This window comes from Octadecabacter arcticus 238 (assembly GCF_000155735.2).
Lineage (GTDB): Bacteria > Pseudomonadota > Alphaproteobacteria > Rhodobacterales > Rhodobacteraceae > Octadecabacter > Octadecabacter arcticus.
Genome location: NC_020908.1, coordinates 4193235 through 4208196, shown reverse-complemented (window position 1 = coordinate 4208196; position 14962 = coordinate 4193235). Strand labels below are relative to the sequence as shown.

General features: G+C 53.1%; 14 protein-coding genes and 1 pseudogene. 8 read left to right on the top strand and 7 right to left on the bottom strand.

The annotated features are described in order from the left end of the window. Nucleotides 1-8: 8 nt before the first annotated feature. Nucleotides 9-335 (top strand): hypothetical protein, encoded by a 327-nt coding sequence (locus OA238_RS21790; protein WP_044037364.1) that lies wholly within the window; start codon nt 9-11, stop codon nt 333-335. 301 nt (nt 336-636) lie between these two features. Here OA238_RS21790 and OA238_RS21785 read toward each other — a convergent pair whose 3' ends face one another. Genes OA238_RS21785 through OA238_RS21775 form a run of 3 tightly spaced genes read right to left on the bottom strand, consistent with a single transcriptional unit; the run spans nt 637 to nt 3163 of the window. Further along, on the bottom strand, nt 637-1314 hold the full coding sequence (locus tag OA238_RS21785) for a HEPN domain-containing protein (protein ID WP_015496881.1): 678 nt from the start codon (nt 1312-1314) through the stop codon (nt 637-639). Continuing rightward, on the bottom strand, nt 1311-1766 hold the full coding sequence (locus OA238_RS21780) for a hypothetical protein (RefSeq protein WP_015496880.1): 456 nt from the start codon (nt 1764-1766) through the stop codon (nt 1311-1313). The genes OA238_RS21785 and OA238_RS21780 overlap by 4 nt, the downstream gene beginning before the upstream one ends. Nucleotides 1767-1768: 2 nt before the next feature. Continuing rightward, complete coding sequence (locus OA238_RS21775; protein WP_015496879.1) at nt 1769-3163, bottom strand: exonuclease domain-containing protein; 1395 nt, start codon at nt 3161-3163, stop codon at nt 1769-1771. 117 nt (nt 3164-3280) lie between these two features. On the opposite strand from OA238_RS21775, the gene OA238_RS21770 reads away from it, so the two are divergent. From OA238_RS21770 to OA238_RS21755, 4 genes are all read left to right on the top strand, one after another. Further along, complete coding sequence (locus OA238_RS21770) at nt 3281-5317, top strand: AAA family ATPase (RefSeq protein ID WP_015496878.1); 2037 nt, start codon at nt 3281-3283, stop codon at nt 5315-5317. Between the two features lie 99 nt (nt 5318-5416). After that, nucleotides 5417-6415 (top strand): helix-turn-helix transcriptional regulator, encoded by a 999-nt coding sequence (locus tag OA238_RS21765; RefSeq protein WP_015496877.1) that lies wholly within the window; start codon nt 5417-5419, stop codon nt 6413-6415. 191 nt (nt 6416-6606) lie between these two features. Continuing rightward, nucleotides 6607-7440 (top strand): metallophosphoesterase, encoded by an 834-nt coding sequence (locus tag OA238_RS21760; protein WP_015496876.1) that lies wholly within the window; start codon nt 6607-6609, stop codon nt 7438-7440. A gap of 221 nt (nt 7441-7661) precedes the next feature. After that, nucleotides 7662-8273: a hypothetical protein gene (locus OA238_RS21755; RefSeq protein ID WP_044037360.1), complete on the top strand. Its 612-nt coding sequence runs from the start codon at nt 7662-7664 to the stop codon at nt 8271-8273. 186 nt (nt 8274-8459) lie between these two features. Here OA238_RS21755 and OA238_RS21750 read toward each other — a convergent pair whose 3' ends face one another. Beyond that, nucleotides 8460-9707, bottom strand: a complete 1248-nt coding sequence (locus tag OA238_RS21750; RefSeq protein WP_015496874.1) for an IS256-like element ISOan6 family transposase — start codon at nt 9705-9707, stop codon at nt 8460-8462. A gap of 282 nt (nt 9708-9989) precedes the next feature. On the opposite strand from OA238_RS21750, the gene OA238_RS30670 reads away from it, so the two are divergent. Continuing rightward, a complete protein-coding gene (locus OA238_RS30670; protein ID WP_015496873.1) occupies nt 9990-10436 on the top strand; it encodes a DUF983 domain-containing protein in 447 nt (148 codons plus the stop codon). On the opposite strand, the pseudogene OA238_RS30665 reads toward OA238_RS30670, so the two are convergent. Continuing rightward, a pseudogene (locus OA238_RS30665) lies at nt 10344-11591 on the bottom strand (IS256-like element ISOan6 family transposase). The gene OA238_RS30670 and the pseudogene OA238_RS30665 overlap by 93 nt on opposite strands. A gap of 386 nt (nt 11592-11977) precedes the next feature. On the opposite strand from OA238_RS30665, the gene OA238_RS21735 reads away from it, so the two are divergent. Continuing rightward, entirely contained in the window at nt 11978-12397 is a 420-nt protein-coding gene (locus OA238_RS21735; protein ID WP_015496872.1) for a DUF3293 domain-containing protein, read from the top strand. A gap of 7 nt (nt 12398-12404) precedes the next feature. Next, a complete protein-coding gene (locus OA238_RS30660) occupies nt 12405-12932 on the top strand; it encodes an N-formylglutamate amidohydrolase (RefSeq protein WP_015496871.1) in 528 nt (175 codons plus the stop codon). Here the strand turns inward: OA238_RS30660 and OA238_RS21725 are convergent. Continuing rightward, nucleotides 12863-13978, bottom strand: coding sequence for a GTP pyrophosphokinase (locus OA238_RS21725; RefSeq protein WP_015496870.1), 1116 nt, complete (start codon nt 13976-13978; stop codon nt 12863-12865). The two genes, OA238_RS30660 and OA238_RS21725, sit on opposite strands and share 70 nt — an antisense overlap. Beyond that, entirely contained in the window at nt 13975-14952 is a 978-nt protein-coding gene (locus OA238_RS21720) for a metallophosphoesterase (protein ID WP_015496869.1), read from the bottom strand. Before OA238_RS21720 ends, OA238_RS21725 begins: the two co-directional genes overlap by 4 nt. Nucleotides 14953-14962 lie beyond the last annotated feature (10 nt).

Here is a 14962-nt window from a genome sequence, read left to right as displayed (position 1 = left end):
TCCAATGATTGGATCTGGGAGATCGCCTGATCGACAGATTTTTTACCCCAATTGACCAAATGCAAAACCGTCCAAGCAATATCCATCTGCGCCAGCGCATCATCTATCGCGCGACCCAGATGGTTTTCGACCTCTTCCTGAATGTCGAGTTCCCCGATATATCTCAGGAATCAGTCAGGTTCCGGCAGAAGGTCAAATTCAGCGGGCTTGCAAAACTGGCGGAGCCAGCGAACAGCACAACGGACCTCTTCGCTTCGCTCAGTCAGGGTCGAGAACTCTTCCAGCATCACAAAGCACCAAGATCCACCATCGATCGAGCAATATATCTCCACTGAATGGATGGTCCCCCACTGGGGTGACGGGATTGCCACAGCGAGACTCAACGTCGACAGCAAGTCATGATCCCAGCCTCGGGCTTCCGCCAAATCCGCCGCTTTTCCAATCATGCGCTCACCCTCCCCAACCGATCAAAACCGCAAGAAACCCCAGAAACGCAATCGCCAGGAGCGCTGAAAGGTTTAGGAACAGGCGGCTTGTGAGGATGCGGAGCAACAGGACAACCAGCCCTATCGCAACCATGCCGGCTAAAATGAGAAAGAGCAGTCCCGCGGCAGCATCCGACACCCGGCGTTCCCATCAATCCACGACGGGGTAATAAGGCGCACCCCAATCTTCATTCGAGTTCGACATCATCGTGTCGACAAAAACCGGCATCAGGCTCAGCAGTAGCTCCGCCCCATCACGCACCTGCTTGCGGTTCACTTGGCTGTTCCAGGTCGCGCCACCATGCACAAGCTGGTTGCGGAGCACGTACAGCCTGTCAAAAAGGATGCTCAGCAGCTTCGCTGTTTCCTGCCCTTCGATGGCATATTGCGCTGCCTTCTTGGCATTTTCAAAGCGCAGCTCCCAGTTGTCATACTGGGCATCGCCATTGTGGAACTTCCAGAAGGGATTGAAGATGTATTTGGTGTCCAGAAGCTCGGCCACTACGCCTTCGAATTGATACCAGATTTCATGTTCTATGCGTCCATTTGGGTCACATCTCACCAGTGCATCAAAAAAACCCTGGAAATTAGCACGCGCAAATGAGCCGGGGTCATCTCCCAAATCCTTGGCATAGGCTGCATTAAAGGCAATCCAGCTCAGAATAAAAGCAGCGTCCGGATCCTCATCGATCAAAGCGGCCGCGCGGCTAAGCCAGCTGATGGAACGGTGTGTTCGAAGATTTAACTCCGGCGAATTCTGTTCGCGAAGCCTCTTGTGCTTTTCTCGTAAGTAATCAAATTCAGACGAAACCTGAGCCGTGTTTGTCATGCGCCTAACCGACTGGCGATCGCGCCACCCAAGCGGGAAGAGATCAACCCCCAAACCGCACCCCCACCAGTGTTAGCACCAGCATCGCCCCAACGTTCACTTCGGATAATGTAGTGAAGAATGCGGCGTAGTTCTCGCAGTGTAAGGTCTTCCACGCAGCGCGGATCTTGTTGAAGCCGCGAGATTACGTCAGGGACCGGTGTTTGCGCAGCATCTCCCATATCTTGGCCAGCATCGCTGCACACGAAACCACATGCGTATGCTGCTTGGATAAAAGCATCCCACTCCAGCCATTCAGTGGGACGCATCCTTTCATCCCGCGAACTCAGCGTATATTTGTTAACCAAATCCTGCAATTTTTCCGCAACAAAGCGAATTTGCTGGAGGGTCAACTTTTCGTCAAGACGAACCGCATCCTGCCGTATGTCTGGTTCAGCATCAATTGCCTGCATTCCTATACCTTCCTTTCCATACTGCCGCTATTGTCAAAAGAGCCTAGAAAGGCCTCAATCTCTTCTAGCATTAAATTGTCATAGTTTGAGGACTCCCTCATTTCTGCAATCGCCTGCCGTGCCTTTTTAGTTGTCATCCATTCTGTCTCCAGCCGAGACGCCGCTTGCCAGCGTCCATGAAGCCACTCACCATATTGGCGCTGCTCTTCTTCTGACAAAAGGTCATGCGCATAGAATGCTACCAGCCTTCGCCCTAGCTGACGCAGTCGGGAGTCGTCGAAGGTCGCAACGATCTCCTGTCTCTGTGGCCAATCGGCCCCTTGAAAAACCTTCAAACGCTCCTTGTCTGCCCAGCTGTAGAAACCGTTAAAAATCTGTTTCTCAACCGCGATCGGCTCTGCATCCGGCTTTGTCGGGTAGCGCGCCGCCATCGTCTGCACCACGCGTTCACGAAACTGCGGCGCCTCCGCAATGAGGCGCGCGCGGCGTTCGTGTTCATCCGTCGTTGCAGCAGGTTCCAATAAGACAGGTGCCTTGTTGATCGTTAAAGAGCGAATGGCCCATGGCACAGCCTCCAGCGCCGCCACAAAAGTGTCATCGGACGCATCAATCAGATCGGCAGGATCGGCCGCATCGAGATCAAAAAAGAATGCTTGATTGGCGTTCTTGCTCGAGTAGCCGCAAAGGCAGCCCGTGATAGCCTTCGGAGGACCGCCACCAAAACGTCCCACAAGCTCTAGCGGGGAAAGTCGCTCGAGACGGGCCTTAACATATCCCTTGTCCCGACTTGCAAGCAGCTCTGTCCAGAGGGCTGGATCGCGCTGGGCAATCAGCTGCGCGATATGAATTATGGCTTCCACATCACCCAAGGCATCATGGGCGTTATGTCCCTCGAAGCCATTCAGCGGTGCGAGGCGGTCGAGTTTGAACCGGACCTTGCCCGTCTCGTCTACAGGCCATTCCAACAGATCCCGGTGCCGATGCCATACCCCAAAGACAGCTGTCATAATATCGAAACGCGTGTTGCCGTTGAATTGCGTTGCGAAAACCTCCGCCTGAAGGTTCTGGTAAAAGGCTTGTCGCAGCATTTCTTCGTCAAAGCGGATGCTGTTAAAGCCAGTCCAAATCGCAGGCGACCAACGCGACACAAGCTCGGTCAATGACTGGGTGAATTCAAACAACTCTGGCAACGCTGGATCGATCAGTTCGGCGGGGCGTAGCCCCGTAACAGCCAAAGCATGCGGTGAAGGAATAATATGAGGCGCCAAGCGACAGCGCATATCCACCCGCTCTATCTCTTTGAAATCCGAATCCGTGAGGATCGCAGCGAACTGGAGTGGTTGATCAAACGCGGGCGAGACACCCGTGGTCTCAAGGTCAAAAAATGCAAAGTTCATAAGGTTTGATATGCTGTTCCGGCGATAACGTCACGTAGAAATCAAATTCTCAAAACATGACACGTCCGTATGTGACGCATCCGTTCGCTATATCCTGCATATCACTAAGGAGTTTGCATGATGAATATATACGAACAGCGATACTTGATTGACCTTGCAGTCCGGATTTCCACAAATTTTCCCGCACGAAGTGTCGTGTCTCAAGAACTGTCTACCTGGATTGAGGATCAGGATTTAGGCTTTTCTTGGGACCCAGATATTAACAACATTAAACGCAAAGGTGTCCCGGCAAATGTCTGGTCCGAACTCAACCACCTTCTTGCAGAGCGGGACAGATTAGTTCCACGCCAAAAGCCGGATGCAATGGCGCGTAACATAACAGATTTGGCTGCTCATGTCGGCTTAGATCCTGATGAGCAAGCCATTTTTGAACTGGCTATTCGCGCCGCGCGTAGCGGCCCCGTAAGATTTTTATGCAATGCCCTCGTCGATGATGCGCGGCTCCCAGTTGAGGACGTGATCGCCCATCTGACCGGGCTAGCACCGGACCGCGTAAGACTCTTGCTTGCAAGTTCAGGCCGTTTACTCGTTTCGGGCCTTCTGCAATTTGAAAAGCCACCATTTAGCGGTCTCGGCCTATTGGCAACTGACCGTCTTCTTGTGGCTCTTGACCCGCCGTCGCGTAGCCTCGATGACATTCTGACCAAACTCTTCGCCCGCGTCTCCCCGGCAGCCGTGGCTTGGGATGATTTCGAGCACCTTGGGCTTGGGCGTGACTTTGCATTTCGACTGCTTGATGGGGCACTCCAGCGGCGCGAGAATGGTGTGAACATTCTGCTGCATGGTGTGCCAGGTACGGGCAAAACAGAGCTCTGCAAGGCCCTCTCGGAGCGGCTCGGCGCCAGCCTTCATGCCGTAGGTGAAACAGATGACGATGGGGATGAGCCATCCCGGTTTGAACGCCTGCAGCAACTCCGCCTTGGTCAACGGCTCCTTAGAGATCAGGGCAAAAGCATCATCCTCTTTGACGAAATGGAAGACTTACTCCCAGGGCTTGACAATGGGCTCTTCGGCCTTTCACTGCGCCGTACAGGTTCAAAAGTACATTTGAACCGGCTTCTGGAGAGCAATCCTGTCCCTACGCTTTGGACGACAAACGATATCAGCGATTGCGACCCTGCATTCTTGCGACGCATTTCATTCACACTTGAACTACGGACCCCTCCAATCGCCGTGCGCTGCCGGATCTGGGAGAAGCTTGCTTTGCACCATCGGGTGCCACTGCCGAAAGACCTCTGCCGCGAACTCGCCCACAGTATGGACGATGCACCCGCTATTGCAAACAGCGCACTTCGTGCCGCACGTATAACGCGAGGCGGCCCTGATGACGTGAAGCTTGTTGCAATGGCGATTTCTCGAGCCGTACGCGGCGGCCACACTCAACCCACAGCGCCAAGCAGCATCAGATTCGAGCCGGAGCTCGCCAATGCAGACCACGACCTTGCGTTAATCACAGAACGCTTCGTCGCCTGCGGTCCTTCCAACACCGGAGGACTTTGTCTGAGCGGCCCTCCCGGGACCGGCAAGAGCGCTTTCGCGCGCTATCTCGCTGAGCGCATGCATATGCCCGTCCTAGTACGGCGAGCCTCTGATCTTCTGGATCGATACGTCGGCGGTAGTGAGCGTAATATTGCAGACGCCTTTGCCGAAGCACGCGACATAAGCGCATTTCTTATTTTCGACGAAGCAGATTCACTCTTGGGTGCACGGGATGGAGCAACCCATCGCTGGGAAATTTCCCAAGTGAATGAAATGCTCACCTGGATGGAAAACCACCCGCTGCCCTTCGCCTGCACCACCAACCGCGTCGACCAGCTCGATCCTGCGACTTCCCGGCGCTTTGGTCTGAAGATTGGATTTTTACCGCTGAGCTCCGAGCAGCGTACGGCCTGCTTCCGACAGTTCTTCAAGCTCGATCCGCCCATTGGTCTTCAGGACCTCGATCAGTTGACGCCAGGAGATTTCGCAGTTGCTGCCAAGCGATCGAATTTTCTTGGCATTACCGAACCTGAAGCCATCCTCGCAGAACTGCACCGCGAACAGCTTTCTAAACCCAATACGCGAAATCCGATCGGGTTTCAGGTGGCAAGTTAACCCTAGTGTTCGATGTGAAGAACACAGAATTCTTGCATAATCCTGCCGCTTGAAGCCATGCGGGGTTTCCGTCACTGTATAAGAAATGGAGGTTACCCAATGCGTTATGGCCGATTGGCTGATCTTGTAAGACTGGCCCTGCAGATGCAGGGTCGGGCGGATGGCCTGTCACTCGATGACATCGGGCAGACCTATGAAGTTTCGCGTAGAACCGCAGAACGGATGCGCGACGCAATCCGCGACGCGTTCCCCCAAACAGAAGAACTTCATGAGCCGGGTGGGCGTAAGCGCTGGCGCCTGCCACCGGGCACAGCGGGTCGCCTAGCCGATCCCACCATTGACGACATATCTGCACTTAACCGTGGCGCTGAACTTGCGCGCCAATCCGGAGACGCCGCCACTGCCTATCATTTGGAAACACTCATGGATCGCCTTCGTGCGCGCTTGCCTGGACCAAAGCGAACCCGACTTGAACCCGATATCGCAACACTGCTCGAAGCAGACGGGGTCGCGCTACGCCCCGGGCCACGAGAACAGATCCATGTAGAAATACTTGACAGCCTGCGCGAAGCTATCCTCGCTGGCGTATGGATTGAGGTGGATCATCGCGCGCGCGCAACCGGCCTGCTGAGTCGTAATGCAAGGCTTGGCGCCTTGGCGCTGCTGCTTGGCGAAGGTCGCCAATATCTTGTGGCTTACAGCGACTATGCAAAGGATGTGCGCCTCTTCGCTTTGGCCGGATTGGAGCGGATTGAGCTTACCAATAGCGTTTTCGAACGCCCAGAAGATTTCGACCTAGCCGCTTGGATGCAGCGATCCTTCGGCATATGGCAGGAGGAAATATACAATGTCGTCTGGCGTTTCACCCCGGAAGCGGCGCCAGATGCACGGCGATATCTATTCCACCCGACACAGGAAATGACGGACGAGCCCGACGGAAGCTTGACAGTAAGGTTTCATGCAGGTGGACTGCGTGAAATGTGCTGGCACCTGTTTCGGTGGGGCGATCAGGTCGAAATCCTCGCGCCACGAGAATTGAGTCTGATGTTTCAAGACCTGTTGAAAGACGTACTGGACCAACCGAAAGACTGCAGCTGAGACAAGTCCAAGACCTCCTCGTGACAATTCCATGAAAATAGCTTGGGCTCAAGTTTCGAATGCAACACTCAGAGCCCTTTGGGCATAGGATGTTGCGATGGACATACGAAGCAAGCACCTCAGCAGCGAGGAACGTGGCGTGATATTAGCCGAGCCCACCACAAACCCATCAACTCGGGAGCTAAATCAAAATGGATAACTTTATTACAGAAATGAGCCCTTGGAAAACTCTTCCAACGCATGCTGCAGATGCCCAAGTTTTTGCGATAGGAGACGTGCATGGCCAAGCTGACACGCTTGCTGCAACCCTTGACGCAATCGCCTCTGTTCCACGCAGTCATCTGGTGCGGCGTTTAATTTTCCTCGGTGATCTTATCGATCGTGGACCGCAAAGCCTCGCAGCTATTGCGTTGTATAAATCTGCTGGTGATCTTGCCATGGTCGATGATGTCATTTTACTCCCCGGCAACCACGAACTCATGCTTCTTGACGGTATCAGTGAGCCTGATCACTTTATCTGTGACTGGCTCGACAATGGTGGAGACATGTTAATCGAGGAGGCTGTGCCGGGCTGCACCGCACGGCGCTTGGTAGAACTTGCGGATATCGCTCGAGACGCAGTTGGTGAGGAATTCTTGGAGTTTATCCGCACATGTCCTACTTGGCATATGGAGGGAAATATTTTCTTCATACATGCTGGGCTGGATCCAACGGCTGAGCCGAGTGAATTCCTGAACCAGTCGCGTTTTGGTGCGGTGCATGAGTGTCATTGGGCGTGGATACGTGAACCTTTTCTGGAATGGACAGGTGGCTGGGGTGATTGCAAAACATGGATTGTGGTTCACGGGCATACACCGGCTACAATGCAGGTCACTAACCTCAAGGTTCTGGAAAAGGCAGCGGATCGGGTCGCAACGCATGGCCGCCTGTGTCTTGATGCGGGGAGTACGCTTGATCTCGCTCAAGTCGCGTGGGCTGAGTTTGCTGCAGCAAAATACCGCTTTTGTATGACCCGTCGTAGATGAGCTGTCATTTTTGATACGATTTTGGGCATGTCTCCGGTGTGCCTGCGCAGGCGGTTAGAAGGCGGGGCTGTCCGTCGCGCAGGTTGCGTGATCCGCGGTTTGGCCAGTTGCTGAGGCACCACGCTTTCGGCGTGCTCTACTCTCCTCTTTGGTCGCGCGACATCTTCTCTGACTGCATAATTTTTGCAGCGCCTCCTGAACCAGCAAAAGGATATAATATAATGTCAAAATGTCAGACTAAGCCTATAACACTCCAGATCCTTATTGAAAAAGAATGTGCCCGAATGAGGGTGAGTGATCAGGAGTTTGCCCGCCTTATTGGGATTAAGAAATTCCACAAAGTGAAACCCTTTATAGAACAAGTAAAATGCAACCAGATGGAAAAAATGCTCCACATGCGGCATCGGATAGTAGACGTTCTAGACGTCACGATCGAGCAAGTGGATGAGGCAATCCAAGCGAGCAAAGACACATACTACGGTGAGATTGATGCCGCTTGGCGTGCCTCATTCCGGCCGCATGCAGTCCTGGACACTGCGAATAAAATACCGAGCCCAATATTCGTAGCAGCTATAACCGGTTCGACGAAAAAACTGTACGTTGTCCCACCAGCCAATCTGTCCCAGTTGGCTTGGCCAAGCTGGATTGCCAAACATGTTCCAGAAGAGGTTCTGGCATTTGGCAAGGTTGAAGGCTTTGTTATCAATTACACACCAGATCACGCAATCCGTTTCGACCTCTTGGGCAATCCGGTTGAGACACTCGGTGCCGCTTATCGCAGAGGTAGCGCCCACATGAACGACATTTTGGACCTGTCGAAAGTAATCCGGTAATCCCCCCGAAAAATGTAAGCGATGCGTACGCCCCATGGTATCGCCTTTTGGCCTAATCTGAGAGTCTGATCTTCAACTGATTTGGAGGTGATATGATGCTTGATGACGGGACGGGGATTGTTCGGCGTACGACGGCAGCGCGCGCGATTTGAGTTATTGTCAAATCTGGTGTTTGAGTATTGTTGGTCATGCGGTGATCTGGTCGGGGTTTGTGGTTTCGATTCCGTCTTTGAACGTGACGCCTGTGATGACTTTTGCGAGGTAGTCAAAGCCGCGTAGCTTCCTCCAATTTTGCTCAGCACATTGCCCCAGTTTGAACATCATGTGCAGCATGCCATCGCGTGACAGGCAGCCCTTTGAACGCTTGGTACGATGCCGGATCGTCGCGAAGGCCGATTCAATTGGATTGCTAGTGCGGATGCTTTGCCAATGCTGCGCCGGGAAGTCGAAGAATGCCATGAGTTCCTCACGATCTTTTTGCAGGCATAGTGTGGCCTTGGGATATTTGGGTTCGTAGGTTTTGATGAACAGATCGAACGCCTTTTCTGCATCGACTTTGGTCTTGGCCTGCCAGATGTCGTGCAGCGCGGCCTTGGCTTTTGGCTGAGACAGCTTGGGTAAACAATTGAGCACGTTCATCGTTTTGTGTTGCCAACAGCGTTGATGGCGGGTCTCAGGATAGACTTCGTCCATGGCCGCCCAAAACCCCATGGCACCGTCCCCGATGGCCAGTTTGGGCGCATTCATGCCTCGGCTTTTGAGGTTAAGCAGAACCTCGCGCCAGCTCTGCGTGGACTCGCGCACCCCATCCTCAATTGCCAGAAATCGCTTCTTGCCACGGGCAGTTACCCCAATAATAACAAGGGCACAGAGCTTGTCATCCTCGCCCCGAAGGCCGCTGTGAACGCCGTCGGCCCAGATATAGACGATGGGCTCGTCATCTAACTCAGCGCCTTTCCAAGCCTCGTATTCATTGGTCCAATCGCGTTTTAAACGCGAAACCGTATTAGCCGACAAGCCAACGGCATCTGGGCCCAGAAGAACCTTGAGGGCGGGAGCCATCTCGCCGCTGGAGATCCCTTTGAGGTAAAGCCATGGCAAGGCCGCTTCCAGCGTCTTCGTGCGGCGCACATAGGGCGGCACCAGGGCAGACCGAAATGTCACCGGTGTGCCGTCCTTGGACCGAACCTTTGGAATGCGCACGCTCACAGGGCCAATGCCCGTTTGAAACGGGCGGGCCGGATGATGTCCATTACGCACGACTGCCGCGTGACCGGCATCGGTGCGTAAGCCGGTAAATTGCGCCAAATAACTGACAAGCTCAGCCTCAACTGCTGTCGCGATCAGTTGTTGTGCTCCCGTTTTCAGCAACTCCGTCAACGCGTCCGTCATCTCGTCTCGACGCGCAAAATCAACAATGTTAGTAGTTCCCATGGTGGTGTATCTCCTTTGGTTGGGCTGCTGTCTTCCAACAACAATTCAACCAGATACGCCGCCAACCTTCAAACCACTCAAACACCAGATTCAGTCATAGCTCGCGCGATTTTGTCGCGACGATCAGCGTTGAATTTGTGCGGCATTTATAGCATTCTCAAGAATGCAGGCCGCTACCAATATCAGTGGAGTGGGGGGCCATTAAACAACGCCGTACTACGCAGTCCGCCTGGCCATCTGACATTGAAATCCGCAGATGCATCATCAAGAGAGTGAATTGACATGAGCGATGAAATCGAACGGAACAAGAAGCAAGCAGTTATCCGCGGCTTCATGCTCAAATGCCCATCTTGCGGTGTTGGAAAGACTCTGCACAAGTACCTGAAGGTGAAAGACAACTGCGACCACTGCGGGATCGACCTGCATCATGCCAGTGTTGACGATGGCCCAGCGTATTTCACGCTGATGGTCGTCGTTGGGTTAATTCTCCCTTTTCTTCCAATAATCTACGCGAACTACGATCCGAACCCACTCTTGGTCGCGTTCGCGTTAATGGGGGCAGCCACAGTTTTAGCACTTTGGCTCTTACCGCGCACAAAGGAGTTATTGTCAAATCTGGTGTTTGAGTATTGTTGGTCATGCGGTGATCTGGTCGGGGTTTGTGGTTTCGATTCCGTCTTTGAACGTGACGCCTGTGATGACTTTTGCGAGGTAGTCAAAGCCGCGTAGCTTCCTCCAATTTTGCTCAGCACATTGCCCCAGTTTGAACATCATGTGCAGCATGCCATCGCGTGACAGGCAGCCCTTTGAACGCTTGGTACGATGCCGGATCGTCGCGAAGGCCGATTCAATTGGATTGCTAGTGCGGATGCTTTGCCAATGCTGCGCCGGGAAGTCGAAGAATGCCATGAGTTCCTCACGATCTTTTTGCAGGCATAGTGTGGCCTTGGGATATTTGGGTTCGTAGGTTTTGATGAACAGATCGAACGCCTTTTCTGCATCGACTTTGGTCTCGGCCTGCCAGATGTCGTGCAGCGCGGCCTTGGCTTTTGGCTGAGACAGCTTGGGTAAACAATTGAGCACGTTCATCGTTTTGTGTTGCCAACAGCGTTGATGGCGGGTCTCAGGATAGACTTCGTCCATGGCCGCCCAAAACCCCATGGCACCGTCCCCGATGGCCAGTTTGGGCGCATTCATGCCTCAGCTTTTGAGGTTAAGCAGAACCTCGCGCCAGCTCTGCGTGGACTCGCGCACCCCATCCTCAATTGCCAGAAATCGCTTCTTGCCACGGGCAGTTACCCCAATAATAACAAGGGCACAGAGCTTGTCATCCTCGCCCCGAAGGCCGCTGTGAACGCCGTCGGCCCAGATATGGACGATGGGCTCGTCATCTAACTCAGCGCCTTTCCAAGCCTCGTATTCATTGGCCCAATCGCGTTTTAAACGCGAAACCGTATTAGCCGACAAGCCAACGGCATCTGGGCCCAGAAGAACCTTGAGGGCGGGAGCCATCTCGCCGCTGGAGATCCCTTTGAGGTAAAGCCATGGCAAGGCCGCTTCCAGCGTCTTCGTGCGGCGCACATAGGGCGGCACCAGGGCAGACCGGAATGTCACCGGTGTGCCGTCCTTGGACCGAACCTTTGGAATGCGCACGCTCACAGGGCCAATGCCCGTTTGAAACGGGCGGGCCGGATGATGTCCATTACGCACGACTGCCGCGTGACCGGCATCGGTGCGTAAGCCGGTAAATTGCGCCAAATAACTGACAAGCTCAGCCTCAACTGCTGTCGCGATCAATTGTTGTGCTCCCGTTTTCAGCAACTCCGTCAACGCGTCCGTCATCTCGTCTCGACGCGCAAAATCAACAATGTTAGTAGTTCCCATGGTGGTGTATCTCATTTGGTTGGGCTGCTGTCTTCCAACAACAATTCAACCAGATACGCCGCCAACCTTCAAACCACTCAAACACCAGATTCAGTCATAGCTCCGCACAAAGGGTACGTTTATCGGACTACAATGGGCAGCACGACTAAATGGCTTTTGAAAGCAGCTAGACTTTCAAATAGATAAGGCATTTCACCTAACCCTAAGCTCGCATTAAGCACTTTCCAAGCTGCTAGGGCACATACCTCTTCAAAAAGAAGAGATGCCTATCACCAGAACTCCAATCAATCATAATGCAATTTGGTCTTTTTAGAGGAAGCCAGCTTGAGGCGGATGTGCGAAATTTGGAGAAAACCTTTGATAATGCATAGATGGAAATTTTCTCAATGACTGCAATCCCCGCAGATCTCATAGAGGCCTATGAAGCGACGGATTTCAGGGTTCTCGAACCGCAAGAATTTACGCTGCGCATTGGGTGCCACTCACCTGAATTACAAGCGTTATACGCGGCCCTCCGAGTGTCTTCCGCAGGTTATCTGACCGCATGGAACCCTTTCAGCGCAGAAACCTCAGAGGAGGACAATAGGAAAGCCCAAAGGCGTCTCCTGCGACGGCTTGCCCTTGAGGAATTTCCTACCATGAACGCCCTCGGGATTGACCCATCCGGTGACTGGCCGGGGGAAGAGAGCATCTTCGTGCCCGGGCTGGACCTTGAGCAGGCACAGGCTCTAGGAGCGGAGTTTGGCCAGAACGCTATCGTTTGGGCCGATGCAGACGCTGTGCCGCAGCTTATCTTGTTGAGGTAGTCATGCTATGCTGAAGCTCGTTGTCCATGTTCCACATGCCTCCTTCGCTATCCCTGATGACGCGTGGCCAGAACTTCTGTTCCCGCGGGCTGCCGTTGAAGCAGAGGCTTTGGAATCGGCTGATCTCCACACGGACGAAATGGCAAAGCAGGCCTGGCCGTTGGCGGAGATCGTTGAGGCGGATGTGTCCCGCATTGTGGTCGACGTTGAGCGCTACGATGACGACAGCAAGGAGGAGATGGCAGAAGTTGGCCGCGGGGTCTTCTACGCCTGTGATCACCAGATGCGGCCAATCCGTAATGCCTTGACCGAGGTTCGGAGAGATGAACTGCTTGATAGGTATTATCGACCCCACTGGAAACACCTTCGGGCAAAAGCAGCTGACGCCGTTCTGGTCGATCCGCGCACAACAACACCTGTCCCCGCCTGCAGGAACCCCCGCCTGCAGGAACGAGATATGCCCACCTACTTCTCCCCATTAACAGAACGTTCTTCGAAAACACCCAAGATAGCTTTCTCACGTCTATTCGAGTGAACATCACGCATTTCCCGCGCCAAAGCCTCGTGCTTTTTTATGATAACGGCCACAATGAAAAGATCGCAGGAGGCCGCATCAAGCGTCGGCCTAGACCGCTGACTTTTTTCTAGAAATCTCTTTAGGCGCAGCGTTTCTTTGCGGGCATCCAGCAAAAATCGCGGCGCAAACTGCCCTGTTATATCTCGAGGATGATGCCAGTTCACCGCACGCAAGCAAAATAACAACTCACGACCACCTGCTGCGTAATCCATCTCTTGGCCATTTACCTTTGGCCCAAAATGCTTTGACAAAAATTCAGATAATTCTTCAGCAGTTGCAAAGCGCGCACTTTCTTCACTCAAGTCAAGCTGCTGCTTGTCTTCACGCCCCTGGCGGGCGCGAAGTAAGCTTTTTATAACACTATCACCTGTCTTTGTAAGGTTGCCAAGTGAGTCGATGGCCTCATGCTCTAAAACTGATAATTCGCCGGTCAAATTTTTGTAAACTGTATCATGTTCAATTTCGTTCCAAACGTGCGCCAGAAGGCTTGTAATCTGGAGCTCACACTTATCGTTGCCTAGGTTGGAAAACTCGCCAACACAGTCACTTTCATTTGCAGCTACCATCATGTGTGTTGCGCGATAATGGTTCTGGTCATTCGACTTGATACGAGGGCTCTCTTCTTTTCGCTCAAGATCAAAGGGGATCTCAAAGCCACCAGGACAAGCAAAATTTTCCCGGACCAACTCCGCAACTGCATCACGGTCTTTCTCTGTGTACGTCATGACACGCGCGGCAGCGAGGTCGTTCACTTTATGAAGAATTTCCTGCGGCTCAAGATGCAGCTCAGGTTCCTTATCTGGGGTCTCAGCCCATTTATCCAGCTTCCCGCGCAGGCTTTGCGAGCTTTTCACACGAGATGAAACGCGGGCTAGGATTTGATGCTCCGCCAAAGCCTTCTCCAATTTAGTCGTGACAAAGCGCACCAACTTTTCAAGTCGATCCACCTCTTTACTTTCGAAAAACTTGACCGTTTCGTTAATTTTCTGTTCCACCGCGCTCATCCTTTACGCCCTTTCTTCTGCCCAGTGCGAATGAAGCTTTGACGATCGTCATGTACGAGGATGCGACTGGCATCCAGCTTTTCATCCCCTTCGATCATCTCGTAAGTCACTAGAGGGCCATCTTTACCGGCCGAATAATCCAGACACAGCGCATTTTCGGTCTGCAGCACCGGCTGCCCAGACATCCAGTAATGTCCAAAAAACACAGGCTTCTCTTTGGCGAGGTAACCGTATGTCGGGAATGAATCTGGCAACGGCAGGTCTGGAAGGTCGTCGAGATTTGGAACAGACATCGCGACATCGCGCCAGGACTTCGCCTCAGTACCCCACCATTTGACACGTATATCGCGCCGAACATGACCGCCTTTATCGACAAATTGATGAGGCTGTGGCAGCGTTTGCTCCGGCCCTTTGGTGAGCGTTTCAACTATGCTATGAATTTCATCGCCGTCTCGAGCAGCCCTGATCAGCTGATCTTCATTCAAGATACCAGTCTCACAGTACTTGCGCAGGCGATCAACATCCGACTGGATCCACGCAGCGTGAACCGCTCGAAACCCATCGGCCTCAATGAACAGCTGCAGCCCCTTCATCCAATCCAGCACATCTTTCGTGTGAGGCGCACCCAGAGGAAACTCTTTCAGAAAACTCGCATGCTGTTCAAAGTTCTTCGTTTTGTGAGCCCGGAGGGGCAGATCGGTCTCGGGATCCTTAGTGTGGAAGTGAAGAGCGTTTAGCTCGTGATTACCCATAATAGCACGCGCCCGACCTGCATCGATCAATTCGCGCACAATTCTGATAACAGCCGCATTTTCAGGGCCACGATCAATAAAATCGCCGAGAAAAACAATCTCCCGGTCTGGGTCTGGATGCGACCATGTCAGACCATTGCGCTGCCACCCGAGATTACGAAGTGCAACACGCAACTTTTCAGCTTGGCCATGTATATCGGGGATAATGTCAGTAACGCTCATAGGTAAGTCT